General features: G+C 54.3%; 24 protein-coding genes. 15 read left to right on the top strand and 9 right to left on the bottom strand.

Features of this window, described 5'->3' with window-relative positions:
* Positions 1-58: 58 nt before the first annotated feature.
* The gene (locus ACT3R4_RS03795; protein ID WP_441677727.1) at positions 59-1,441 is read left to right on the top strand and encodes an L-serine ammonia-lyase; all 1,383 of its coding nucleotides are present in this window, start codon (positions 59-61) and stop codon (positions 1,439-1,441) included.
* A gap of 198 nt (positions 1,442-1,639) precedes the next feature.
* Here ACT3R4_RS03795 and aroQ read toward each other — a convergent pair whose 3' ends face one another.
* Entirely contained in the window at positions 1,640-2,086 is a 447-nt protein-coding gene (gene aroQ / locus ACT3R4_RS03800) for a type II 3-dehydroquinate dehydratase (protein ID WP_172116809.1), read from the bottom strand.
* A 110-nt stretch (positions 2,087-2,196) separates the two neighbouring features.
* Here aroQ and ACT3R4_RS03805 point away from each other — a divergent pair, with 110 nt between their 5' ends.
* Positions 2,197-3,051 carry a DUF72 domain-containing protein gene (locus ACT3R4_RS03805; protein WP_441677725.1) on the top strand — a complete coding sequence of 285 codons (855 nt, stop codon included), beginning with the start codon at positions 2,197-2,199 and terminating at the stop codon, positions 3,049-3,051.
* A gap of 152 nt (positions 3,052-3,203) precedes the next feature.
* Positions 3,204-4,547, top strand: a complete 1,344-nt coding sequence (locus ACT3R4_RS03810; protein ID WP_441677723.1) for a sodium-dependent transporter — start codon at positions 3,204-3,206, stop codon at positions 4,545-4,547.
* 71 nt (positions 4,548-4,618) lie between these two features.
* Here the strand turns inward: ACT3R4_RS03810 and ACT3R4_RS03815 are convergent, their stop codons facing one another.
* Positions 4,619-4,837: a PA3496 family putative envelope integrity protein gene (locus ACT3R4_RS03815; RefSeq protein ID WP_087110325.1), complete on the bottom strand. Its 219-nt coding sequence runs from the start codon at positions 4,835-4,837 to the stop codon at positions 4,619-4,621.
* 272 nt (positions 4,838-5,109) lie between these two features.
* Between ACT3R4_RS03815 and hexR the strand changes: the two genes are divergently transcribed.
* The 3 genes from hexR to ACT3R4_RS03830 all read left to right on the top strand — a co-directional run bounded on the left by hexR (position 5,110) and on the right by ACT3R4_RS03830 (position 9,466).
* Complete coding sequence (gene hexR, locus ACT3R4_RS03820) at positions 5,110-5,964, top strand: transcriptional regulator HexR (RefSeq protein ID WP_172116806.1); 855 nt, start codon at positions 5,110-5,112, stop codon at positions 5,962-5,964.
* An 86-nt stretch (positions 5,965-6,050) separates the two neighbouring features.
* A complete protein-coding gene (gene uvrD / locus ACT3R4_RS03825; RefSeq protein WP_441677721.1) occupies positions 6,051-8,249 on the top strand; it encodes a DNA helicase II in 2,199 nt (732 codons plus the stop codon).
* A 128-nt stretch (positions 8,250-8,377) separates the two neighbouring features.
* The gene (locus tag ACT3R4_RS03830; protein ID WP_087110321.1) at positions 8,378-9,466 is read left to right on the top strand and encodes a TRAP transporter substrate-binding protein; all 1,089 of its coding nucleotides are present in this window, start codon (positions 8,378-8,380) and stop codon (positions 9,464-9,466) included.
* Positions 9,467-9,550: 84 nt separating this feature from the next.
* On the opposite strand, the gene ACT3R4_RS03835 is transcribed toward ACT3R4_RS03830, so the two are convergent.
* Positions 9,551-9,964: an acyl-CoA thioesterase gene (locus ACT3R4_RS03835; RefSeq protein ID WP_441677719.1), complete on the bottom strand. Its 414-nt coding sequence runs from the start codon at positions 9,962-9,964 to the stop codon at positions 9,551-9,553.
* A gap of 83 nt (positions 9,965-10,047) precedes the next feature.
* On the opposite strand from ACT3R4_RS03835, the gene ACT3R4_RS03840 reads away from it, so the two are divergent.
* The 6 genes from ACT3R4_RS03840 (at position 10,048) to cysZ (ending at position 16,017) form a co-directional block, all read left to right on the top strand.
* Positions 10,048-10,998, top strand: a complete 951-nt coding sequence (locus ACT3R4_RS03840; RefSeq protein WP_441677717.1) for a PstS family phosphate ABC transporter substrate-binding protein — start codon at positions 10,048-10,050, stop codon at positions 10,996-10,998.
* 98 nt (positions 10,999-11,096) lie between these two features.
* On the top strand, positions 11,097-12,212 hold the full coding sequence (locus ACT3R4_RS03845) for an ABC transporter permease subunit (RefSeq protein WP_441677715.1): 1,116 nt from the start codon (positions 11,097-11,099) through the stop codon (positions 12,210-12,212).
* On the top strand, positions 12,212-13,621 hold the full coding sequence (pstA, locus tag ACT3R4_RS03850; RefSeq protein ID WP_441677714.1) for a phosphate ABC transporter permease PstA: 1,410 nt from the start codon (positions 12,212-12,214) through the stop codon (positions 13,619-13,621). Before ACT3R4_RS03845 ends, pstA begins: the two co-directional genes overlap by 1 nt.
* A complete protein-coding gene (gene pstB / locus ACT3R4_RS03855; protein ID WP_192526819.1) occupies positions 13,615-14,430 on the top strand; it encodes a phosphate ABC transporter ATP-binding protein PstB in 816 nt (271 codons plus the stop codon). Before pstA ends, pstB begins: the two co-directional genes overlap by 7 nt.
* A 44-nt stretch (positions 14,431-14,474) precedes the next feature.
* Positions 14,475-15,200, top strand: coding sequence for a phosphate signaling complex protein PhoU (gene phoU, locus ACT3R4_RS03860; RefSeq protein WP_172116800.1), 726 nt, complete (start codon positions 14,475-14,477; stop codon positions 15,198-15,200).
* 76 nt (positions 15,201-15,276) lie between these two features.
* A complete protein-coding gene (cysZ, locus tag ACT3R4_RS03865) occupies positions 15,277-16,017 on the top strand; it encodes a sulfate transporter CysZ (protein ID WP_172116799.1) in 741 nt (246 codons plus the stop codon).
* 82 nt (positions 16,018-16,099) lie between these two features.
* Here cysZ and ACT3R4_RS03870 read toward each other — a convergent pair whose 3' ends face one another.
* The 6 genes from ACT3R4_RS03870 to ACT3R4_RS03895 form a co-directional block, all read right to left on the bottom strand.
* Positions 16,100-16,432: a hypothetical protein gene (locus tag ACT3R4_RS03870; RefSeq protein ID WP_172116776.1), complete on the bottom strand. Its 333-nt coding sequence runs from the start codon at positions 16,430-16,432 to the stop codon at positions 16,100-16,102.
* Between the two features lie 665 nt (positions 16,433-17,097).
* Positions 17,098-17,478 carry a hypothetical protein gene (locus tag ACT3R4_RS03875; protein ID WP_441676529.1) on the bottom strand — a complete coding sequence of 127 codons (381 nt, stop codon included), beginning with the start codon at positions 17,476-17,478 and terminating at the stop codon, positions 17,098-17,100.
* Positions 17,479-17,783: 305 nt separating this feature from the next.
* A complete protein-coding gene (phoR, locus tag ACT3R4_RS03880; RefSeq protein ID WP_193057287.1) occupies positions 17,784-19,079 on the bottom strand; it encodes a phosphate regulon sensor histidine kinase PhoR in 1,296 nt (431 codons plus the stop codon).
* 2 nt (positions 19,080-19,081) lie between these two features.
* Positions 19,082-19,771, bottom strand: a complete 690-nt coding sequence (gene phoB / locus ACT3R4_RS03885) for a phosphate regulon transcriptional regulator PhoB (RefSeq protein WP_087110299.1) — start codon at positions 19,769-19,771, stop codon at positions 19,082-19,084.
* A gap of 130 nt (positions 19,772-19,901) precedes the next feature.
* Positions 19,902-20,798, bottom strand: coding sequence for a 4-hydroxybenzoate octaprenyltransferase (gene ubiA, locus ACT3R4_RS03890; protein WP_441677711.1), 897 nt, complete (start codon positions 20,796-20,798; stop codon positions 19,902-19,904).
* 35 nt (positions 20,799-20,833) lie between these two features.
* Positions 20,834-21,397 carry a chorismate--pyruvate lyase family protein gene (locus tag ACT3R4_RS03895; RefSeq protein ID WP_441677710.1) on the bottom strand — a complete coding sequence of 188 codons (564 nt, stop codon included), beginning with the start codon at positions 21,395-21,397 and terminating at the stop codon, positions 20,834-20,836.
* A gap of 85 nt (positions 21,398-21,482) precedes the next feature.
* Here ACT3R4_RS03895 and ACT3R4_RS03900 point away from each other — a divergent pair, with 85 nt between their 5' ends.
* The 3 genes from ACT3R4_RS03900 (at position 21,483) to ACT3R4_RS03910 (ending at position 23,410) form a co-directional block, all read left to right on the top strand.
* Positions 21,483-22,676, top strand: a complete 1,194-nt coding sequence (locus ACT3R4_RS03900; RefSeq protein ID WP_441677708.1) for an NAD(P)/FAD-dependent oxidoreductase — start codon at positions 21,483-21,485, stop codon at positions 22,674-22,676.
* Between the two features lie 105 nt (positions 22,677-22,781).
* Positions 22,782-23,054, top strand: coding sequence for an HU family DNA-binding protein (locus ACT3R4_RS03905; protein WP_009098191.1), 273 nt, complete (start codon positions 22,782-22,784; stop codon positions 23,052-23,054).
* Positions 23,054-23,410: a hypothetical protein gene (locus tag ACT3R4_RS03910; RefSeq protein WP_193057292.1), complete on the top strand. Its 357-nt coding sequence runs from the start codon at positions 23,054-23,056 to the stop codon at positions 23,408-23,410. Before ACT3R4_RS03905 ends, ACT3R4_RS03910 begins: the two co-directional genes overlap by 1 nt.
* Positions 23,411-23,503 lie beyond the last annotated feature (93 nt).

Below are 23,503 nucleotides of genomic sequence, written 5' to 3' on the forward strand. Positions count from 1 at the left end.
GATTCCCCTGTCCAACGTTGGGTGAGTCGACTTTTTATTTCCCATTCAGAGGTCTTCCATGCCTATTAGTGTCTTCGACCTTTTCAAAATTGGCGTCGGCCCCTCCAGCTCACACACGGTCGGCCCCATGATGGCGGCCTTCAAGTTTTCGGCCGTTCTGCGCGATAGCCAGTTGCTCGACCAGGTGAGCCGCCTGGAAGTGCATCTGTATGGCTCGCTTTCCGCCACGGGCATCGGCCATGGAACCGACCATGCCATTATCATGGGCTTGTTGGGCGAACGCCCGGACACTATCGACCCATCGATTATCAACACCTCGATTGCGGCGTTGAAAGAGACGCGTTGCCTATCGCTGGGGCGCCAGAAAGATGTCACGTTTGAATGGGACCAGGACATTATCTTTCATGAAGAGAGCCTGCCCCATCACCCAAACGCCATGAAACTTTGCGCCTTTGCCGAAGATGGCAGCCTGCTGACCGCCAATACGTACTACTCGGTAGGCGGTGGTTTTGTGGTTGACCAAAACCAGGTAGATGCCAAGCTTGAAGATATGGACACCGCCGAGATCCCCTTCGACTTTAACTCCGCCGAAGAGCTACTCGCCATCTGTAAGCGCGAAGGCATGAGCATCAGCCGCCTGATGATGGAGAACGAGAAAACCTGGCGCGGCGAGCAGGAAGTGAGAGACGAGCTGTGGCGCATCTGGCAGGCCATGTGCGAGTGCATCGATAACGGCCTGACCCACGAAGGCGTGCTGCCCGGCGGGCTTAACGTCAAACGCCGGGCAAGGCAGCTGCATCAGCGCTTGCAGGCGGCTGAGCAGAACGACTGCCTGATCGCCACAACCTTTTCCGCCATGGAGTGGGTCAATATCTTTGCCCTGGCGGTGAACGAAGAGAACGCTGCCGGCGGGCGCATGGTCACCGCCCCAACCAACGGGGCGGCGGGTATTATTCCCGCCGTGCTGCACTACTACATGAAGTTCCAGGCAGGTGCCAATGACCGCAATGTGGTGGACTTCCTGCTTGCCGCCGGTGCCATCGGTATTCTGTGCAAGAAAAATGCGTCCATCTCCGGCGCCGAAGTGGGCTGCCAGGGCGAGGTGGGCTCAGCGTGCGCCATGGCCGCCGCTGGCTTGGCCGAGGTCATGGGCGCTACGCCTGAGCAGGTCGAAAACGCGGCTGAAATAGGTCTTGAGCACAACCTCGGTTTGACCTGCGACCCAGTAGGCGGGCTGGTTCAGGTGCCCTGCATCGAGCGCAACGCGATTGCCACCGTCAAGGCGATTAACGCCGCTCAAATGGCCCTGCGCGGTGACGGCACCCACTTTATCTCGTTAGACAAGGTTATCCGCACTATGCGTGATACGGGCAAAGACATGCTGGACAAGTACAAGGAAACGTCCAAGGGTGGTTTGGCGGTTAATGCGATTGAGTGTTAGGTAAAAGCTGGCCAACAAGCGAGGACGTGAGTCTGCAGATCATTTTGGTAGGATCAATAACGTTCCCTGTCATACCCAGCGGTATGACAGGCTCGCTATCTGTTTTTACACTGATCACGACCTTCCAAAGCATGCACACATTCCCGGTTAAAACGCCCACCCAAGACTGGCTGCGATAGCACCAGCCAACAAACTCGCTTAACAAACGCCATTCACGACAGCATCCATTGCCGCCAAGTATCCCTGTATGCCTAGCCCCGCAATCACACCGTCCGCGCGCAGCGAAATATAGGAGTGATGCCGGAAACTCTCGCGCTTATGCACATTGGAAATATGCACTTCAATGACCCGCCCATCGAAAGCGTTGAGCGCATCCAGAATGGCTACTGAGGTATGCGTATAGGCGGCTGGATTGATAATGATCGCTAGGGTTCCATCCAGCCTTGCCGCATGAATGGCATCAATCAGCACGCCTTCATGATTGCTCTGCAGGCAGTCAATTTTCCACCCCGCAGTCGTCGCCTTTTCAAGTAACAGACTGTTGACGTCATCAAGCGTTGCAGCACCGTAGATTTCCGGTTGCCGAGCACCCAGCAAATTAAGATTAGGGCCATGGAGCACCAGGACACGTGGCGTAGTCGGCATTGGATTTCCTTGTCTGTTATTGAGGGCTATCGACCCGTTATACGGCGGCGTTAAAACATCTATTCATGCTACATTAGTACGCTTTATAAATGCAGCAGGCTCGTTGCCCCATGACCCTCCCCCTCTACCTAGGCCTCCCCATGTGGGCCAACCAGGATTGGCAAGGCAGCCTGTATGCCCGCCACGCCAAGACAGATCTGCTCAGCGACTATGCCAGCGTATTTTCAAGCGTGGAAGGCAATACGACCTTTTATAGCGGTGCGCCAAAGGCCGAAACCGTTGCCGCTTGGGCTCGCCAGGCACCTGCTCATTTTCGCTTCTGTTTTAAATTACCTGCCAGTATCACCCATGACCAGCGGCTTACCCATTTGGATGATGTCTGGTCCTTTTTAGCCGCACTTGAGCCACTGCATGATCGTCTTGGCCCTACCATGGTGCAGCTACCGCGGGATTTCGGGGCGGATGAGCTACCAAAGCTAGAGTCCTTACTGGCTGCCTGGCCCGCTCACTTACCATGCGCGGTTGAAGTTCGTCATCCTGTTTTTTTCCACAAAGGCGCAGCTGAAAAAGCGCTTAACCAATTGTTGATAACTTATTGTGCCAACCGTGTAATGCTGGATGTACGCCCTGTCTTTTCAACCCCTGTCGAGGGCCACGCGGGGCTTGCCCATGCTCAGCAGGAAAAGCCGAAACTCCCGTTACACGTGCTTTCCACAGGTAATTTTCCGGTCATTCGCTTTATTGGCCATATTGACAAAACGATTAATACGCACTACTTCGCCCCTTGGAAAGCCCGCCTCCACCTGTGGATAAGTCAGGGGAAAACCCCTTTCTTATTTGTGCATACTGCTGATAATCACGAGTCTCCCGAGATGGCACGCCAGCTATACAATGCGCTTGGCGAACTTGCCGACCTACCCCCGCTTAGCGACTTTCCAGGTGAGGCACAAAACCTGTTGTTTTAAGCTAATATTAATTTAACCTAACTGGCACGGGGCCTCTTGATCGGATAAATTGCGCATACTCTTTGAAAAGCGCAGAGCCGTCTGTGCTTTTCGAACATGCGTAAATGGGGCGCATAGCGGCTTATTACAATTCAACCAACAGTAGGTGATGTATGGCAAAACTTGCACATGCACAATGGTCATCGCGTATGGGCTTTGTGCTTGCAGCTGCCGGTTCAGCGGTAGGCTTAGGGAATATCTGGCGCTTCTCATATATGACCGGTGAAAGCGGCGGCGCTGCTTTTGTTCTGGTCTATCTTGCATGCGTAACGCTGGTTGGCCTGCCCATTCTGGTAGCGGAATGGATGATTGGTCGCCGGGGCCAGAAAAACCCGATTAACACCATGTCCGACCTTGCCACGCGTCACGGACGCTCCAGGGCTTGGGCAACTATCGGTATTAGTGGCGTTCTGGCGGCCTTTTTAATTCTATCTTTTTATAGTGTTATCGGCGGCTGGTCACTCAATTACACGCTGGGGTCGGTGATCGGGACGTTTAACGGTCAGGATGCTGATGCCGTCGGGGCTATTTTTGGCGACCTGCTGGGCAGCCCTACAACGCTTCTACTTTGGCACACCGCGTTCATGGTGCTGGTCATTGGTATCGTGGCGCGTGGTGTGACCAAGGGGCTTGAAGCCGCTTCACGACTTCTGATGCCTGCGCTGGTCGTGCTTCTTTTGATTCTGGTCGGCTATGGCGTAACAAGCGGCTCCTTCGGTGAAGCACTTGCGTTCATGTTCAGCCCTGACTGGGGTGCACTCGACGGTGGTGTCGTACTAGCGGCGATGGGCCAAGCCTTCTTCACCCTATCATTGGGTATGGGCATCATGATGGCGTATGGCTCTTATCTGGGCGAAGACGTCAACCTGATTAGCACAGCGCGTACCGTTATCATCCTGGATACGGTCATTGCCCTGCTTGCAGGTCTTGCGATTTTCCCCATTGTGTTCGCCAACGGGCTAAGCGCAGGCGAAGGCCCAGGACTCATCTTCGTAACGCTACCTCTGGCCTTTGGCAACATGGCGGGCGGCACTATTCTCGGTTTGATGTTCTTCCTGCTGCTGACGTTTGCCGCCATTACGTCGGCTATCTCGCTGCTGGAACCGGTCGTTGAGACAATCGAAGAGCGCACGCCCTTGAGCCGGGTAGGATCGACACTGGCGAGCGGTATTGCGGTGTGGGTACTCGGTGTGGCGGCGCTGCTGTCATTTAATGTGTGGTCCGAGGTACTGTTATTCGGCCTCAACATTTTTGACTTCCTCGACACCTTCACCAGCAAGATTTTGCTGCCGCTGACGGGTCTGGGCGCGATTATCTTCTTCTCGCTCTGTTTGGACAAAGAAGAAGCGCGCAAGGAGCTGCGGTTAGATATCTACGATTTCACCTTGTGGAATCTACTCGCCAAGTACGTGGCGCCACTCGGTGTGATTATCGTATTCCTGACCGGCTTGATCTAGCGATGCCTACGCCCTGCCGCTTGGCAGGGCAGCACCATGTGGGTACTGCTTAAACACCGAGCTACATGCCGTTAGTGCAACTCGCTCTCTTGCCGTTCGTCATCGTCTGGCAGGGGGGCGATATCCCGGTATAACTTCTGAAACTCCCGATGCAGTTCAATCCCTCGGCGAGCCCGTAAATTGCGTTGTGCGGCGCTACGCTGGCGCTGAGCATGCTCATCCACTTCCATGCCCATAAAAATATCCAGCAACTCGCTTTTGACCGAGGTAATTCGTTCGACGTTTTTCATGATCGACGTGCCTCTAGGTGAATATGTCTTCGTCCACCTGCATCTGTGGCGACTGTTGAATGATGCAGTGCGACACTTCACTTCTTACTATACCTTACTTGACAGTATGATGACGAAACCTGGCGAAATGCGTTAACGCCTTTTAAACGAACGCCTAAACATCGTTTCGCTGCCCTTTTATGCCATCACTCAGGCATACTGTGGCAAATGCTGACAAATACAGCAAAGCGCGCAGTGCAAAACGCGCGCACTGGATAATCGAGGAGCTGAACGTGAGTCGCGCCCTGTTCGATGAGATGAGACGCCGCATGGAGCACTTTCGCCGCTCCGAACAAAAAGTGGCACGCTTTGTACTGCGTAATCCTGACGAGGTTATCCACATGCGGATCGTTGACCTCGCCACCGAAGCCAACGTTAGCGAGCCTACCGTGGTGCGCTTCTGTCGCGCCCTGGGCTGCAATGGCTTTCAGGATTTTAAACTGCAGTTAGCGCAAATGCTGGCGTCTGGCAGCCAATTCGCGCAGTTCTCAATGAACGATAGTGACTCCGTTGCTGAGTTCTCACACAGTATTTTTGACTCCACGGTCGGCACCCTGCTTTCGGTACGTGACCGGCTCGATAACGACGCACTGGGCCAAGCGGTTAATGCGCTGACGATGGCCAATCGGGTGGAGTTTTACGGCTTTGGCGCCTCAGGCGCTGTCGCGTTTGATGCGCAGCACAAATTTTTCCGTTTACAGATATCTACATCGGCCTATGCGGACCCGCACATGCAGAACATGTCGGCAGTGACCCTTAAAGAGGGCGATGTGGTGGTGGCTATTTCTCAAACGGGCCGGACCAAAGCATTGGTCGCCAGCGTGCGCCTGGCCCGTGAAGCGGGCGCTACAGTGATTGGCCTGTGCCCCAGCGGTTCCCCCTTGGCAGAAGAGGTCAGCCTGCCGCTGTATATTGATGTTCACGAAGATACCGAGATCTACACACCACTCAGCTCTCGCATCGCCCACCTGGTGTTGATTGATGTGCTCGCTGTAGGCGTTGCCAAAACCCGCGGCCCCAAACTGGCTGAGCAGCTTAAATCGGTGAAGAAAAGCCTGAACACCCTGCGCTACCCTGAAGACAACTAAATCGTCGTACGCTAACGCCTGTATGCACAGCCAGTTCGCCTGCTGTGCTAAACTAGCCGCCCCTTTTCGATCCGGCAGCGGCTTTTATGGACGACGTCACGGCGATACTCGATCAGCTCAACACAGCCCAGCGTGAGGCAGTCAGCGCTCCTCAGGGCAATCTTCTCGTGCTGGCCGGTGCAGGCTCCGGTAAAACCCGGGTACTGGTTCACCGAATTGCCTGGCTGATGCAAGCAGAGGGCCTGTCGCCCTATGCGCTACTGGCAGTTACCTTTACCAACAAGGCTGCCCGCGAGATGCGCACGCGCCTTGAAGCCCTGCAGGGAATCTCCTTGCGCCATGTTTGGGTAGGCACGTTCCACTCTATTGCTCACCGCCTGCTTCGAACCCATTGGCAGGACGCTCGGCTACCGCAAAACTTCCAGATCATTGACTCCGATGATCAGCTCCGGCTGGTGAAGCGGCTGCTCAAGGATTACGCCATTGACGATGAGCGCTTTCCGCCGCGTCAGGTCCAGGGGTTCATCTCAAGCTGCAAGGAAGAGGGCTTACGCCCGCATCAGGTGAACGTTGACGGCGATGCCTACATGGCGCAAATGGTAGAGCTTTACGAGCGCTATCAATTGACCTGTGAACGCGGCGGGCTGGTGGATTTCGGTGAACTACTGCTTAGAAGTCTTGAGCTTCTGCGGGATAACCCGGCGCTTTTAAATCATTATCGTGAGCGCTTTGGGCACATATTGGTGGATGAGTTTCAGGACACCAACACCTTGCAGTATGCCTGGCTAAAGCTGCTGAGCGGCATGCAAACCCCCATGACCGCAGTGGGCGACGACGACCAATCCATTTATGGCTGGCGCGGCGCCAAGGTCGAGAATATTCGCCGGTTTGAGGAGGAGTTCCCACAAACGCAGACGGTGCGTCTTGAGCAGAACTACCGTTCAACCAGTGCCATTCTGGATGCTGCCAATGCGCTGATCAGTCATAACAGTGACCGGCTGGGCAAGAACCTGTGGACCGATGGTATCGAGGGCGAGCCTATTTCCGTCTATGCCGGGTTTAACGACCTGGAAGAGGCGCGCTATATCGTCGACACTATCAAAGAAAAGGTCGATGAAGGCGTTAACCGCCGTGATATTGCGATTCTCTACCGCTCCAATGCTCAGTCGCGACTGTTGGAAGAGACGCTGATTCGTCAAGGCATGCCTTATCGCATTTACGGCGGCCACCGCTTCTACGAGCGCCTGGAAATCAAGAACGCCCTCGCCTATTTACGTTTACTGCTTAACCGCGATGACGACGCCTCGCTTGAACGCGTGATCAACGTGCCAACCCGCGGCATTGGCACACGTACCGTGGAAATTCTGCGCCTGCGCGCGCGCGAACAGAGTATTTCACTTTGGCAGGCGCTGCATGATGCCCTTCAGGACGGTACGTTAAAGGGCCGTGCGGCCAATGCGGTACAGACGTTTGCCAACCTGATAGAGCAGTTGGATAACGACGCGGCAGGCTTAACCCTTTACGAAATTATCGACCACGTCACCGAGCATACGGGCCTGATTGAGCACCATAAGAGTGAGCGCGGAGAGAAAGGCCAAGCGCGGGTCGAAAACCTCGAAGAACTGGTCACTGCTGCCCGAGCCTTTACCCAGGGTGATGCGTTTGAAACGCCCGAGGCGGGCGAAGGCATGGCCGCTCTGGAAGCGTTTCTTTCCGAGGCGGCGCTTAACGCGGGCGACCATGAAGCTGAAGAGTTTGAAGATAGCGTACAGTTAATGACGCTTCACTCTGCCAAAGGCCTCGAGTTTCCGGTGGTATTTATTGCCGGTGTGGAAGAGGGGCTGTTCCCGCATAAAATGTCGCTCGAAGAGCCGGGGCGTTTGGAAGAAGAGCGCAGGCTCTGCTACGTGGGCGTTACCCGCGCCATGCAGAAACTCTACCTGACCCACGCAGAAACTCGCCGCTTACACGGCAAAGAGGTGTTTCCGCGCCCCTCGCGCTTTCTGCGTGAATTACCGCCGCACCTGCTTGAAGAGGTTCGCCTGCGCGGCCATATCTCACGCCCGGTGACCGCCGCCCGCACCAGCTTTGCGCAGCAGCGTGTTGAAAGCGATGGCGATTTACCTGCCCTGCATGTGGGCCAACGTGTTGGCCACGCCGTCTTCGGTGAAGGCATTATTCTTAATGCCGAAGGCGAAGGCGCACGCGCCAGAGTACAAGTGAGCTTTGAAGGCGAGGGCGTTAAGTGGCTAGTGCTGGGGTTTGCCAAGCTAATCCCGCTGTAACGCCTATGTTAAGGGGAAGTGTCTTAACAGGTTGCCCAATAAAACCGGGTTAGCGCATACTGGCGAGCGGACACGTACGCTCACGCGTAACGCAATAATAATCGTATTTATTCGGAGTTATAGCCGCCATGCAACGCCGCCAATTCTTAAAAACCGCTGGCTTAGGTGCTGCCGGTGTCGCTGCCGCCCCCTTTGTAGCGACCGCGCATGCAGATGAAACGTATACCTGGGACATGGTGACCTCTTGGCCGAAGAACTTCCCGGCGCTAGGCACGGGCGCCAACGACTTCGCTCGCCGCGTTGAGCAGCTCTCCAACGGCCGTATGAAAATCCGCGTACACGGCGCAGGCGAGCTGGTACCTGCATTGGAAGTGTTTGATGCGGTATCGGCTGGAACGGCAGAGATGGGCCACTCCACGCCCTATTACTGGCGTGGCAAGCTCCCGGCTGCCCAGTTCTTTACCGCCGTGCCCTTTGGCATGTCAACGACTGAGATGAATGCGTGGCTGTATCACGGCGGTGGTCAGGAGCTGTGGGACGAGGTTTACGCCAAGCATAATCTTAAGCCGTTCGCAGTGGGCAACACTGGCCCTCAAATGGCGGGCTGGTTCAAGAAAGAGATCAACTCGCTGGACGACATGCAGGGCCTTAAACTGCGTTTGCCAGGACTTGCCGGTGAAGCCATGAACGGCATCGGTGTCAGCACCGTGAATATGCCAGGCTCTGAGATTTTCACCTCGATGCAAACGGGTGTTCTGGATGCCGCCGACTGGGTAGGCCCTTACAACGATATGGCGTTTGGTCTGCATCAAGTGGCCGACTACTACTACACCACGGTGTGGAACGAGCCGACCGCAACCGTCGAGACAATGATCAATCTGGATGCCTGGAATGCCTTGCCAGAAGATCTGCAGGACGTTATTCGCGAAGCAGCACGTGCATCCAACCTGGCCATGTACACGGAGTTCGCTTACCGCAACGCGCAGGCGCTAGAGACTCTGGTTGATGAACATAACGTTCAGCTACGCGAATTCCCCGACGATGTTGTTCAGGCACTCTACGAATCCTCACAAGCCGTGATTCAAAACCAGGTTGAGAGCGATGAAGACTCACGGCGCATTTATGAGTCGTACGCTAACTTCCAGAACCTTATCCGCCCGTTCAGTGATATCGGCGAGTATGCCTACCTGAAAGGTCGTGATGCCGTTGGCGGTTAATCGCTACCCACGGTTGATAAAAAGGGCGCCCAGGCGCCCTTTTTTTGCAAACCATTGTGCCATCTGATGAAGGGTCAGCAGGCCTTAACCATGCACGGCACGGATACGACCATTATCGTCCATAGCGACCATGACGAAACGCGCCTCAGTGACTTTTTGGCGCTCTTCAAGGCGCCGCCCATGAGGGATACGCACCCATACTTCGACATCGATCTTAAGAGAGCTGCGGCCAATTTCCTGTACATGAGTATAAACACTCACCATGGAGCCCACGCGCACAGGGCTTAAGAAATCCATCGATTCGATGGCCACTGTCGCAGTACGCCCGCCGGCCTCACGACCGGCTGCCAGTTCTGCCGCCTGATCCATGTGATTAACCAGCCACCCGCCCGAAATATCGCCGTAAAGGTTGGTATCCTGTCGAGAAGCCAGTAATTTGAGTGTGAGCAGACCTTGGGGGGCCGGAGCATCATCCAGGTCGGTTTCTAAAAGTGTCATAAGTCGGTCGCTTAATAGGGTTATTGTTGTGTGGTTGCTGCATAGCAATATAAGGCATTAGTTAATCATACGAGGGCATACGTTTGAAGCGCATTGGTTGGTCGTCAGGGAAGAAAAATCGCCTGTGTTTTACGCTTACCACGGTACTAATGCTATTCGCATCAGCTGCCTGGGGGCAACCACAACCGATTAGCGGCACCCTGAGTGCGATTGGCTCCGACACCATGGCCGGACTCATATTGCGCTGGGGCGAGGCGCTAGCCGTGCGCTATCCAGAGATTAACGTGCAGTTTCAGGCTACTGGCTCGGCCAGCGTACCGCCAGCGCTTACGGCGGGCACTGCACGGCTTGGCCCCATGTCACGCCCCATGAATGACCAAGAGCGACAAGCGTTTATCGATCGCTACGGTTATCCACCGCTAGAGCTTAAGGTGGCCAGAGATGCGCTTATTCTGGTCGTTCATCGTCACAACCCCTTGCGGGCCATTACGCGCCAACAGGCCGATGCCATTTTTTCCACCGGCCAAGCGTGCGGCGCCGATAAGCCGATAAGACGCTGGAGCGAATTGGCCGCCACACGCGAGTGGCCCTATGGAAATATCGCCCTACATGGGCGCAACCTGGCATCGGGCACCTATGGGTTGTTTCAGGACGAGGTGCTGTGTGATGGCCAATTCCGCCGCGACATCAGCGAGCACCCGGGCTCTTCTGCTGTTGTCGCGGCCGTGGGTGAGTCACCCAACGCCATGGGATATGCCGGATATAATCACCTGACACCGATGGTACATACGCTGCGCTTTGTTACCGAGGAGGGGGAAGAAATCGCACCCAGCGAGCAGGCTGTTCAGCGTAACGAGTACCCGCTATCACGCGACCTTTACCTCTACGTTAATTTGCCGCCAGATGAGTCACTACCCGCCGCCGAGCAGGCATTTTTAGCGTTTATTCTATCGGAAGAAGGCCAGCAAATTGCCCGTGCGGCGGGTTTTGTACCGCTGCCCGATGATGAACTCGCAAATCAGCAACACTGGTAGCTCACTATCATCCAATTGTCATAAAAGTGTCTTAGAGTAAGGAGAACTCACCATGCAACCCATCTTCGCGACGGCCATGCCTTCCCTATGATGTTGATATGATCCCACCTCGCGTTCCTGCTTCTTACCAGCCGCTACGCCAGTTTAAAAATCGTGTCGCCACCGGCCTTATTACGGCGGGAGGCATCGCGGTGCTGCTCGCGATTCTGGCGATTGGCGTGTTTCTATTTTGGGAAACGCTGCCGCTGTTGGCATTGGATAAGACCTTTGCCTTCGATAAGCTCTCGCCACTGGTATGGGGAACGCTTAAAGCGGCCTTGGCGGCGATGCTCTTCGCGCTACCTATCGCCTTAGGCGCCGCCATGTACTCGGCGTTATTCATGTCAGCACGCTTGCGCAGCCGGATTAAGCCGACTCTTGAGATGATGGAGGCAATGCCCGGCGTGGTAGTGGGATTTATTGCCGGTTTAGTACTTGCTCCATGGGTGGAGCGAAACCTGGCCAGTACGCTGGTGCTGCTGGTATGGCTACCAATCAGCGCGGGGCTTGCGGGCGTACTCTGGCACATGGCCTCGTCTCGCTGGCATCGGCGGCTGCCGTTTTCCTGGGCCGGGCTATGGCTTGTACCCTGGCTTGTCGGCATGGTGGCGCTGGCAGTGTGGTTTACGCCCTTGCTGGAGCAACTCTTTCTGGGCGGCGATCTGCGCCGCTGGTTAGAACAGCGCTGGGGCATGGACTATGCCACTCGCAATGCGCTGATTGTAGGCATCGCCATGGGTTTTGCAGTAATACCCAGCATTTACTCTCTTGCCGAAGATGCCCTTGCCGACGTCCCGCTCTCCATGATGGAAGGCGCCCAAGCGCTCGGGGCCAGCCGCTGGCAGGCGCTATGGAAAGTCGCGCTACCGGCGGCGGGACCGGGCATCTTTTCTGCAGTGATGATAGGCATGGGTCGTGCGGTAGGTGAAACCATGATTGTGTTAATGGCCAGCGGCAATACCGCTCTGCTGAGCGCCAGCCCCTTTGAAGGCATGCGCTCAATGGCCTCCGCCATTGCGATTGAGCTCCCTGAAGCCTCCCACGGCGGGTTTACCTATCATCACCTGATTCTAGCGGCGCTGGTGCTGTTTCTATTTACGTTTTTGGTAAATACCCTAGCCGAGGCAGTGCGCTTACGTATGCGCCGCCGCTACCATAAAGCAGGGCATTACTAATGAGCCGCCTATTCGCCGCCGCTCCCAGGCATCGGCTCGATAAACTATGGCCGTGGCTATGCGCCGCTAGCGTTGCCTTATCACTTTTAATGTTAAGCGCGTTACTTACACTATTGCTTGTTCGTGGGTTAGGCCATTTTTGGCCCGCCACGCTTGAAGAGATAACACTACGCTCGGGTAGCGTTGTTGCAGGGCAAGCTATTCGCGAAACGCCGCTGCCTCAGGAAGCCGGGGTTGAGCGCCTCTATTTTAAAGGTAACCGTGATGTAGACGGCGTCAGCTGGCACTGGGTAGATATCGACGATATTACCTCACGTACAACACCGCACGACCTGATCCGCCTGGAACGTGCTCCGTGGGGCAGTTTTATTGGTCGCTTGGCCGCAGTAGAAACTGACCAGCAATCGCTGCATGGCCGCGAAGCGTGGGACTATTTAAACAATGCACTTACCCTACCGGCTAATCAGCGCCCGCCGGGGCAGCTGCTGCTGGTCACGGCACAGGGCGAGACGTTACGCCAACCTCTGGACAGCGTCAGCCAGGCACTGGCGCCTAATGCCATGTCCTGGTGGCAAAAAACGCACACTTGGGGCACTAACGTTTGGCAGTTTTTAAGCGAGGGCCCGCGTGCGGCCAATACCAGTGGCGGCGTATGGCCGGCTATTTTCGGTACTGTACTGATGGTCATTTTAATGTCCGTAATCGTCACCCCCTTTGGCGTACTGGCCGCTATTTATCTTAATGAAATTGCTCATCAAAACCGACTTACCCGGTTAGTGCGCATTGGCGTACGCAATTTGGCGGGCGTTCCCTCCATTGTGTACGGCGTATTCGGCCTTGGCGTATTCGTTTACGGCATTGGCGGCACGCTGGATAGCTGGTTCTTCAGCGATACACTGCCTTCGCCAACGTTCGGCACCGGCGGTCTTTTATGGGCCTCTTTAACGCTCGCGCTATTGACGCTTCCTGTCGTGATTGTGGCCACCGAGGAAGGGCTTGCTCGCATTCCCGATGCCCAGCGTGAGGGGGCAGTAGCGCTGGGGGCCACCCGTCTGGAAATGCTAACGCGTATTGTCCTGCCCATGGCTACTCCTGCCATGCTAACTGGCGTTATTCTCGCTATCGCCCGCGCCGCAGGCGAAGTCGCTCCGCTTATGCTGGTGGGGGTTGCCAAGTTAGCTCCGCAAATGCCGGTCGACGGTGAGTTTCCTTATGTGCACCTGGAGCGCAAATTTATGCATCTTGGCTATCATCTATTTGATACTGCTTTTCATGGCGAAGATGTACAGGCCGCTATGCCTCTGGTTTACGCCACGGCGCTTCTTTTAGTGGTTATTATTTTGGTGCTTAACCTAACTGCCATATTTCTGCGTCATTATTTTAGGCGCCAACGAGGAAGCGAATGCTAGCGTCATTAGATATAGCCAATGCCCCACAGGCGCCGGTGACGCACTTTTCATCCGAGCACTGCGCCTTGAGTATCGACCAATTTAACCTCGCCTATGCGGGGAAATCGGCGTTGCGTAATTTAACGTTGAGTGTGCCACGCCACCGGGTAACGGCCTTTATTGGGCCTTCTGGCTGTGGCAAGTCAACACTGCTACGTGCCATTAACCGGTTACATGATCTTAACGAGAGCGTGGAACACAGTGGGCATATTCAGCTTGAAGGGCAGGATATTTACGCCGCGCAGATGAACGTGACCGAGCTACGCCGCCGGGTAGGCATGGTGTTTCAAACGCCCAATCCGTTTCCCATGTCGATCTATGAAAACGTCGCTTTTGGCTTGCGTTTACAGCATCGCCTACCCAAGCGGCAACGCGATGACATTATCGAGTGGGCGCTGACCTCAGCAGCCCTATGGGATGAGGTAAAAGACCGCCTGCATCGTTCGGCGTGGCAGCTATCAGGTGGTCAGCAGCAGCGCTTGGTCATCGCTCGAACGCTAGCCGTTCAACCGGATGTGCTACTACTGGATGAGCCGGCATCAGCGCTTGATCCAATTTCAACGCTGAAGATTGAGGAGCTGATTCGTAACCTTAAATCACAGCTAACCCTTATCCTTGTCACCCACAATATGCAGCAAGCCGCACGGGTCTCCGATTATACGGCCTTTCTACACAACGGAGAGCTGGTTGAGTACGGCCCTACCGACCAGGTCTTCACTAATCCGCGTTTACAGCGCACCGAGAACTACATCACCGGCCGCATGACGTAGTCGTCAATCATCAGGCCTAACTAACCCAACATCAGGAGTGCTCAATGGATATTACGAGCGATACCCACAGCCAGCATATCTCGCGCCAGTTCAACCAGGAGCTGGAAGAGCTAAAAACCCACCTGATGGCCATGGGCGGCCTGGTGGAAAAACAGGTGCAGGATGCCGTATTCGCCCTGCTGGAAAACGATACCCGCTTGGCTGAAAAAGTGCGCGATAACGACCGGCAAGTGAACGATCTTCAGCTGCAAATTGATGAAGAGTGCACCCGTGTATTGGCACGCCGCCAGCCTGCAGCATCAGACTTACGCCTGGTGCTTGCCGTTATTCGTGCCACTTCAGATCTTGAGCGTATCGGCGATGAAGCCAGCAAGATTGCGCGTAATGCAATCCTGCTCAGCGAAAACACCAGCACGGTTCGTGGCTTAATTGAAGTTCGCCATATCAGTGAGCATGTACGTAAAATGCTGCGCGATGCGCTGACAGCCTTTGCCCGTTTCGATACCGACTTGGCGATGAAGGTAGTGCGTGAAGATGAGTCGGTCGATGATGAGTACGGCAGTGCCATGCGCTCATTGATGACCTTCATGATGGAGGATTCGCGCTCAATTAGTTCAATACTCAGCATTATGTGGGTGCTGCGCGCGCTGGAACGCGTCGGCGACCATGCCGACAACCTGGCAGAGTACGTTGTGTATCTCGTGAAGGGGCTCGATATTCGACATAGCGACCTGGACACCGTCGACCAGAAGGTAACGAAAAAGCCTTGACCCATGAGGCATTTCCTCTTGCAATACGTCTGGGCGGACACCCGCCTGGACGTTTGTATTGATGAGGACTGCTTGAATGTTGGATGCAATAACAGCGCTTAGCCGAGGTACGCGGCTGGTCTATCAAAAAGGCCTGCGGCGTTATATTTTTCTTCCTATCCTCGTCAATATTATTGTTTATGCCGCCATGTTCAGCTTTGTGATTACGCGCTTTTCAGGCTGGATTGACCACTGGATGACATTAGTACCTGCTTGGCTGGATTGGCTCTCCTGGCTGATCTGGCCGCTGTTTGTGGTTAGCCTTATTGTCATTGTATTCTTCACCTTTACCCTGATCACAAGCTTTATTGCGGCGCCTTTTTACGGCTTTTTAGCGGCTAAAGTGGAAATTCAAGAAACAGGCCGTATACCGCTGGATGATCGCGGGCTGACCAAAACGGCGCTTGATGCGCTAGGCCGAGAGCTGGTCAAACTCGCGTATATCGCCCCACGCGCCATTGCCCTCTTTATCATCAGCTGGATTCCAGGGCTCAACCTCTTTGCGCCGATTCTATGGGGGCTGTTCTCCGCATGGGTAATGGCCATTACCTATCTGGACTATCCTATGGATAATAATAAAGTCTCGTTCAAGGATATGCGTCAACGGCTTTCCAGGCGCTGGTGGCAAAGCCTCAGCTACGGCGGGCTCGTGACTCTGGTTACCTGGATACCGCTTGCCAATCTTTTTCTGATTCCGGGGGCCGTAGCGGGAGCCGTACTCATGTGGGACCAATATTATCGTACGGCAAATGAGCTTACGATCCAGCGGCCCTCATAACACCTGAAAAGCCATGCTTTTTTCTACGCTTTTAGACGCGAAACCCCGCTTTAACGGGGTTTTTAATGCTTTCAGTAGTGGTTTACCAGTCCAGGCTATCGCCTTCTTTGTGATTTAACTCGGTCGATTCGAACGAATGGGTGTTACGACGCTGGGTGCCATCCTGATCCCGCTGCAGCTGGCTTGACGGTGCATAGTTGCCGTTCATATGATCACGCTGACTATGGTTAAGCTCACTGGGTGAGTAGTGAGGACTAGACGTGCTAGTGGATTGCGGCATGTCGATGACATCGCTGCCGACTGCACGATCTTTAGTACGCTCAATAGAGCTTTGGGCAAAAGCTAGCGGGCTTGCAATCAAACCGATAGAAATACCTAAAATACCTACCGTTTTTAAAACTGCTTTAAATGACATAACGCTCTCCTGATGTGGGGTGCCGCTCACCTGTCTTGGCTATTATCACACTAACGTAAATACCATTGCACTGAAGGGTGAGAAGCGATCAGTGCCTTTGACTGCAAGATTATGGTCCAAGTGCCCAAACATCCCAAATTCATGAAATGCTGAATGATTAAAAATATTTTTAAACACGACCACACAAATAAAGCTATCCAAGTAAATAACAAGCTAACATTTTTTTAGTGTTGGCACAGCACCATGGTGAACAAGCTAAAAAGCTCGTTATCAACCTTTGTGTTTAAAAAGCATGAAAGGGGTCATCACGCCGTGGGACAAGAGAATCGTGAAAAAACTATTTGAGCGAGGGTAATGTTAAAAAAACGTAGATAGGAAAGGTTCAGTTTTAAAACCAGCCAAACACGACGGCTCATCAAGGGCTACATAACAAGATTAGGCCCTGCCATGGCAGGGCCCTAACCTCGCATCTATGGACAATATCTAGCGCTAGCTTCCACTCCTTTTGCGGGACTCCAACCTTGGAATTTACCCTGACTAACGCTCTGATTGTCGCTTGATTCAATCCATGAATCGGTGAGCATCCATGCGATGGGACATCCTTATCCCGTGCTCGTTCCTAAACTGTAGTACAAATTTTTAGCGCTGAGTGTTTAAACCGCTGGTCACTGATCTTGACCAGTGGTCACAGAGCTATTTTGCTCAGGCAGGTCGCTCGGCTCAAATGACGTATCGCCGCCACCTGTTACGCCCGTTGGACCGCCATCCATCGACTCATTATGAGTTTTATGTTGAGAAGAACCTGCACCGGGGCGAGTAGTATCGCCTGCGCTTTCACCGTTCATATCTGAGAGCTCGTCTGCATCATAGGTAGATGCATCACCACCTGCACCTGTACCAGATGATTGCGGCTGCACGGGTTCTTCATCAGCAGTAATATCGTGGCTCGGGTCTACTGGTTCTTGGGCAAAAGCGAAGGGGCTTGCCAGTAAACCGAATGTTACACCTAAAATCCCAGCTTTCTTGAGTAGTTCCTTGGACATCATGTTCCTTCTCCTCGATCGCTGTTGATACCGCTTACCTTAAGGAAGTGCCTTCCTGGCGTACCATTTCCTGCGGTAATCTTCCTTGCCCAACTTAATGCAGATGTGATGCCAAAAAACAAAAATAAAAAAATATTTATTATTAATAAACAACTTAAAACAAATCCCGCGTGCCAATCATGCTCGCTGATCGTGTATAAGGGACCACCATAACTGACTAAAAATGACACATGAGCAGACTTGAACCATAGATGGCTTGTCCATATGGCACGCTTGGATAAAGGTTATACAGAAGACCAGGAAGGAGGCTAGGAGGTAGCAGCCAGCCGAGTGGCGGGGAAAGTACAGCGAAATAGCGAACCTTCGCCAGGGTGCGATTCAACCTGAAGCTGAGCATCATGGCGCAGCAGGATATGCTTAACGATGGCAAGACCAAGCCCAGTACCGCCTGTCGCGGTACTCCGGCCTTTATCAACCCGATAAAAGCGCTCCGTTAGCCTGGGGAGGTGGACAGGATCGATGCCCTCTCCATCATCTTCTACTTCTATGCATGCGCTTCCATCTTCCATGGGCGCCCAGCGCAGTATAATTTGGCTACCCTCTGGGGTATATCGCACCGCATTGAAAGCCAGGTTAGAAATGGCGCTACGTATTTCCTGCTCGCTCCCTATGAGCTGGGCGTCACTTTCAATAGCAACACGGACAACATGCTTACGGTGCGATAGCGCCAATGCATCCTGGCAGACGCTATTAAGCAATTGCTCAACCGACAGCGCCTGATGATCTTGCCCGCCTTGATCAATTTCCAAGCGTGACAAAAGCAGCAGGTCGTTAACCAGATTTTGCATGCGCTGCGTCTGGTCCTGCATTTGCTCGATCCCCCTGCCCAAGCGAGGCGGAAGCTGCTCAGCCAAGTCACCATAGGTTTCGAGGTAGCCAGAAAGAACGGTTAGCGGCGTACGCAGCTCATGGGAGACGTTGGCCACGAAGTCTCTGCGCATCTGCTCAAGGCGGTGCAAACGAGTGATATCCCGCGCCATCACCAGGCGCTCATCGTCGCCATACAAGGTAATTTGGTATTGCAGAATGCTGCGCTCATCAATGGGTGAGGTCAGCGTAAGCGGTTCGCTGTAATCGCGGGCGTTGAAGTAGCTGATAAAGCGTGGGTCACGCAACAAATTGGTAATGTGCTGGCCACGATCGTGCGCGGTTTGTAGGCCCAGCATATCCGTCGCTGCACTGTTCCACCACTCCAAATCACCGTGGCGGTCGAGCATTACCACGCTGTCGCGCATGGCCTCTGAGGATTCCTGGATACGCGCAAGCGTAGACCGCAATCGACCTTGTGTAATGCGCTGGCTTTTTTGGTAGCGGTAAAGACGATCAAGCAAATCCCCCCACATGCCACCCGCAGCCGGGGGCTCGTTATGAGGGTTAAGGGTTAACCATTGAAAGAGGACGCGCAGTTGGCGTAAATGGTAAAAAAGACAAACGGCCAACCCGGCTGCCAAGCCAAGGCCCGCTGAGCCTAGCAGCCACCCCAGGCAAACACCTATGGTCGCTAACCAGGCAATACGCCAAAGCTCACGGCTCCATAGGCGCACTGTTACACCCGGGCTGAGAAACGATAACCGGTACCCCGTACCGTCTGAATCAGGTTTTGATGCACATCGCCTAACGCCTTACGCAAGCGCCGAATATGTACATCCACTGTGCGTTCTTCAACATACACATTGCCGCCCCATACCTGGTCCAGCAGTTGGCTGCGCGTATAGGCTCGCTCCTGGTGGGTCATAAAGAACTGCAGCAGGCGATATTCAGTGGGCCCCATTTCCAACGCCTTGCCATGCGCACTAACACGGTGGCTGACGGGGTCGAGTAGAAGGCCGTTAATTTCGATGGGGTCTTCTACGCCACGCGGAGTGGTGCGTCGCAATACGGCTTTCAAGCGCGCGACCAACTCACGGGGCGAGAAGGGTTTGGTGATATAGTCGTCCGCGCCCGCCTCAAGGCCTTGAATCTTATTGTCTTCCTCACCCTTGGCGGTGAGCATAATAATCGGCATTTCGGCGGTGGCTTCTTCACGCTTAAGGCGTCGCGCCAACTCAATACCACTGGTACCTGGCATCATCCAATCCAGAAGCAGTAAGTCAGGCTGATGGTCAACGACTAACGCGTGGGCATCCTGGGCGTTATCCGCTTCAAGCACGCGATAGTCAGCCATTTCCAGCGCCACTGCGATCATTTCGCGAATAGGTGCTTCATCATCGACAATCAAAACGGTCTTGGCGGTCATTCCAGGGCCTCACGGTGCTCAATGAAAGGTAATTCAATGACATCTCAGTGACAATAACACCATGACTTGATGACACTTATATGACAATAGCCAATAACAAGAACGAATGACAGGCGCTAATCACGCTTTGCTAGAGCGGCCCGGCCACTGGCCACCAACTTAGCGCAATGCCGGCAAAAACCAGCAGCCCTGACCAGTAATTATTCAAAAAAGCCTGAAAACACGGGTCGCGTTCACGATGCCGAATCAGGCGCTGTTGATGAATAAAGGTGGCCGCCATACCGGCAAGGCCCAGCCAGAAAAAACCACCCAGCCCCATACGAACACCCACAAAGGCTAACAGCACCAACGTCGCCAGTTGCAGTAACCCAATCATCAAGCGGTCTGCACTGCCAAACAGCACCGCCGTTGATTTAATACCAATTTTTAGGTCATCGTCACGGTCGACCATGGCGTATTGGGTATCGTAAGCAACCGTCCACAGTACGTTCGCAAAAAACAGCAACCAGGCTTCCACAGGTACATATCCCAGCACCGCCCCAAACGCCATGGGGATTGCCCACGAAAAAGCCGCCCCCAGCACCACCTGAGGAAGATGGGTGTAACGCTTCATAAAGGGGTAGATAAACGCCAGGACCACGCCACCAATCGACAGCAGCACCGTAAACCAGTTGGTCAGCAGCACTAACACAAACGCAACAGTGACCAGCCCAATAAACAGCAGTTTGGCTTCGGTTTCACTGATTCGCCCCGTCGCCAGTGGACGATGTTTCGTGCGCTTAACGTGGCCATCAACATGGCGGTCAGCGTAATCATTCACAACGCAGCCAGCAGCGCGCATAACATAAACACCTGCCACAAAAATAAGCAGCACGTTGCGACCAGGCACCCCGTTTGTAGCCACCCAAAGCGCCCATAAGGTAGGCCACATCAATAGCCAGGTACCAATGGGGCGGTCCAGGCGCATTAAGTGTAAAAAATCAGCGACTCGCGCCCATCCGACTGGCCGCAACAAAGAACGATCCATGCCTACCTCACGTAAAGAAGAGATGCCGAGCAAGCCTACCGCGAAGACAAACGAAGGTCATCTGCCATGGTGGATAAAAAGTACTCTTGTACAAGTAGCGATAACCCACCATGTTGAAACACTGAGCGCCGCCCCCAACGACTTTTCACGCCAGCAACCTGAGGGAAGGCAAAGCGTGGCGCACCGCTCGTAGCTTCAAGAGGGCCGCGTACTAAATCTGGCTGGCGAAACAGCCAACTGCCCAGCGCGCGCTCACCAAGTTGCTCCAATCGCTGGCCTTTTAGCTGTGTTAAGGGGGCAACCGAACGTGCGACCACCCAAGGGTTATCACCCACGCACAGGGCGACCTCCCTTAACCAGGCATAGCGACGAAGCTCAATCCCCAACGCCTGCGCTTCATCATGCAGAGGCACGCCGGCGCCTTGGCGCAGCAGGCGAACACGGAATGGTTGCCCTGCGCCTGCCGCTTGCAAGCGAGCCGTTAGTGAATCCGTAGACGCAACCCACTCCCACCAGGCAGCGCTCATGGCGGGGCGTAACGCAGCCACGGGCTGCCAAACAGGAAAGGCATGCGTTTGCCGAAAAGAGGACGTCACCACCAGATACTCCTGGGCAAAAAACAGAGAAGCTAGTGTAACATGGTGGTCTTAAAAGCTTTTACGACACCGATTATTTGGGGATGGCATGCCTGCATCACATCCGGTTAGCAACCCGACTGGCCACGCTGAGTTGATCATCATTGGCACCGGCATGGCAGGCATTGGGCTTGCCCGTGCGCTACGCCGCCAAGGCGATAAGCGCTCGATTATTTTGGTGAGCGCAGACAGCGGCGAGGACTACAGCAAGCCGCTGTTATCTACCGGCTTTGCAAAACGCCTCTCGCCCCACCAGTTGGCCAGGCATTCAGCCGCGGTACTGGCCGATGAGCTGGATGCCCATGTGCTTACCCATACGTCAGTAGAACACGTGACACCAGACACGCACACTATACAGCTTAGTGACGGGCAAACACTTGCCTACGATACGCTGGTGCTGGCGACCGGTGCTGAATCCCGAGTGCCTTTTGCCATTCCAGAAAGCGTTGCTCGCTACTGCTTTACCATTAACGATCTCAACGACTATCGCCTGTTCCATCACGCGCTGAACGATCGCCCCGCGCGCATTGCCGTTATCGGCGCAGGATTAGTCGGCTGTGAATTTGCCAATGACCTGCAGGCAGGTGGCCATCAAGTCACCCTGATTGCTCCAGAGGCCACGCCGTTACCCAGGCTATTACCAGAACCACTGGGGTTTGCGCTGAGTGATGCCTTTCAGGAAGCCGGTATAAAGCTTGCGCTTCACCGCACGATTAAAGAGTTAACCCCAAATAATGACAGCACGGTTCGGCTAACGCTTAGCAACGATGACATCGTCAACGCCGATGTTATTTTACTGGCAACCGGCCTTACGCCAAGAACCGCGCTGGCAAAGGCCGCCGGGCTTGCCGTTTCACCACAAGGTATTCAGGTAGACCGGTATCTGCGCACTTCGCACCCGCATATTTATGCCTTGGGCGATGTTGCTTGCATAGAAGGCCTCAATGCCATGTACGTCCAGCCATTACAAGCCAGTGCCAAAGCACTCTCGGCAACGCTTGCCGGCTCACCAACGCAGGTCAGCTTTGGCGCCTGGCCCATCATTGTGAAAACGCCGCTATTGCCCGTAGTGGCCTATCCGCCTTCGGCGATACCCGAACACTGGCGAATTGAGGGCGAAGGGGGTGATATGACGGCGCTTGCCGAAGATAAAGACGGGAATTTAGTCGGTTTTGCGTTGACAGGCGGCTGCGTGAGACGGAAAGTGGAGCTTTCCCGAGCAGCTCCCACACTGCTGGGCTGATTTTTATCGCGTTCACGTCTAGGCTGGATAAGCTAGCTTGGCCTAGTGAGTGCTTTTAACAACACCACGATGCTTTACGCTTACTTTTAATGAGGGGAATTTCCTATGCGCAAACCTGAACTCGCCGCTGCCATCGCTGAGGGTGCCGACCTATCCAAAGACAAAGCAGGCCAAGTCCTGAATGTTATTCTGGATGAAATCACCAACAGCGTTGCAAAAGGCGAAGATGTGGCATTGATTGGTTTTGGTACCTTTACCGTACGTGAGCGTGCAGCACGTACCGGCAAAAACCCGCAAACGGGTGCTCCTTTACAAATTCCGGCCAGCAAAAATGTTGCCTTTAAGCCGGGTAAAGCGCTTAAGGACGCCGTTTCCTAATGAAACTCAAGCTGACGCTGTGGCTATTGAGCCTAATGCTCAAGCGTGCCCTGCGCCGCAAGCCGCGCTTTCGTGAACAGCTTGAAAGGATGCGCCACCTGGACTGGGGCATTGCGACGGAAGACTTGAGCATTGCTCGCTACTACCGGATGACCCCCAAAGGGGTCTCTTCAGGTAAAGGCCTGCCAGTCGATTTGGATCTTGAATTGCGCTTTCGCGATCAGGAAGCCGCATTACGTATCCTTAGAAAGCCAACGCAGCAAGCTTTCCTCGATGGAATGCTCAACGGCGAGGTACGCCTTGTCGGTGACTCCACCGATATGAACAAGCTGCAAAAACTGCTGAAGTATTTGTAACGCTTCTTCCAGCGGTTCTACCCGCCACCCGTAGGTGGCGGGTTCCTACGCGTTTCACCTGCCCTCCTCCCACCATAATGTTGGCACAGCGCC

This window comes from Halomonas sp. AOP7-E1-9, assembly GCF_052376035.1.
Classification (GTDB): Bacteria; Pseudomonadota; Gammaproteobacteria; order Pseudomonadales; family Halomonadaceae; genus Vreelandella; species Vreelandella citrativorans.

Coding starts and splice junctions, on each gene's coding strand:
- ACT3R4_RS03810 (WP_441677723.1), top strand. CDS start 3,204: ATGGCAAAACTTGCACATGCACAATGGTCATCGCGTATGGGCTTTGTG.
- ACT3R4_RS03805 (WP_441677725.1), top strand. CDS start 2,197: ATGACCCTCCCCCTCTACCTAGGCCTCCCCATGTGGGCCAACCAGGAT.
- ACT3R4_RS03845 (WP_441677715.1), top strand. CDS start 11,097: ATGATCCCACCTCGCGTTCCTGCTTCTTACCAGCCGCTACGCCAGTTT.
- cysZ (WP_172116799.1), top strand. CDS start 15,277: ATGTTGGATGCAATAACAGCGCTTAGCCGAGGTACGCGGCTGGTCTAT.
- ACT3R4_RS03905 (WP_009098191.1), top strand. CDS start 22,782: ATGCGCAAACCTGAACTCGCCGCTGCCATCGCTGAGGGTGCCGACCTA.
- ACT3R4_RS03815 (WP_087110325.1), bottom strand. CDS start 4,837: ATGAAAAACGTCGAACGAATTACCTCGGTCAAAAGCGAGTTGCTGGAT.
- ACT3R4_RS03870 (WP_172116776.1), bottom strand. CDS start 16,432: ATGTCATTTAAAGCAGTTTTAAAAACGGTAGGTATTTTAGGTATTTCT.
- ubiA (WP_441677711.1), bottom strand. CDS start 20,798: ATGGATCGTTCTTTGTTGCGGCCAGTCGGATGGGCGCGAGTCGCTGAT.
- uvrD (WP_441677721.1), top strand. CDS start 6,051: ATGGACGACGTCACGGCGATACTCGATCAGCTCAACACAGCCCAGCGT.
- pstB (WP_192526819.1), top strand. CDS start 13,615: ATGCTAGCGTCATTAGATATAGCCAATGCCCCACAGGCGCCGGTGACG.
- phoB (WP_087110299.1), bottom strand. CDS start 19,771: ATGACCGCCAAGACCGTTTTGATTGTCGATGATGAAGCACCTATTCGC.
- ACT3R4_RS03910 (WP_193057292.1), top strand. CDS start 23,054: ATGAAACTCAAGCTGACGCTGTGGCTATTGAGCCTAATGCTCAAGCGT.
- ACT3R4_RS03900 (WP_441677708.1), top strand. CDS start 21,483: ATGCCTGCATCACATCCGGTTAGCAACCCGACTGGCCACGCTGAGTTG.
- ACT3R4_RS03795 (WP_441677727.1), top strand. CDS start 59: ATGCCTATTAGTGTCTTCGACCTTTTCAAAATTGGCGTCGGCCCCTCC.
- ACT3R4_RS03835 (WP_441677719.1), bottom strand. CDS start 9,964: ATGACACTTTTAGAAACCGACCTGGATGATGCTCCGGCCCCCCAAGGT.
- ACT3R4_RS03830 (WP_087110321.1), top strand. CDS start 8,378: ATGCAACGCCGCCAATTCTTAAAAACCGCTGGCTTAGGTGCTGCCGGT.
- aroQ (WP_172116809.1), bottom strand. CDS start 2,086: ATGCCGACTACGCCACGTGTCCTGGTGCTCCATGGCCCTAATCTTAAT.
- phoU (WP_172116800.1), top strand. CDS start 14,475: ATGGATATTACGAGCGATACCCACAGCCAGCATATCTCGCGCCAGTTC.
- ACT3R4_RS03875 (WP_441676529.1), bottom strand. CDS start 17,478: ATGATGTCCAAGGAACTACTCAAGAAAGCTGGGATTTTAGGTGTAACA.
- pstA (WP_441677714.1), top strand. CDS start 12,212: ATGAGCCGCCTATTCGCCGCCGCTCCCAGGCATCGGCTCGATAAACTA.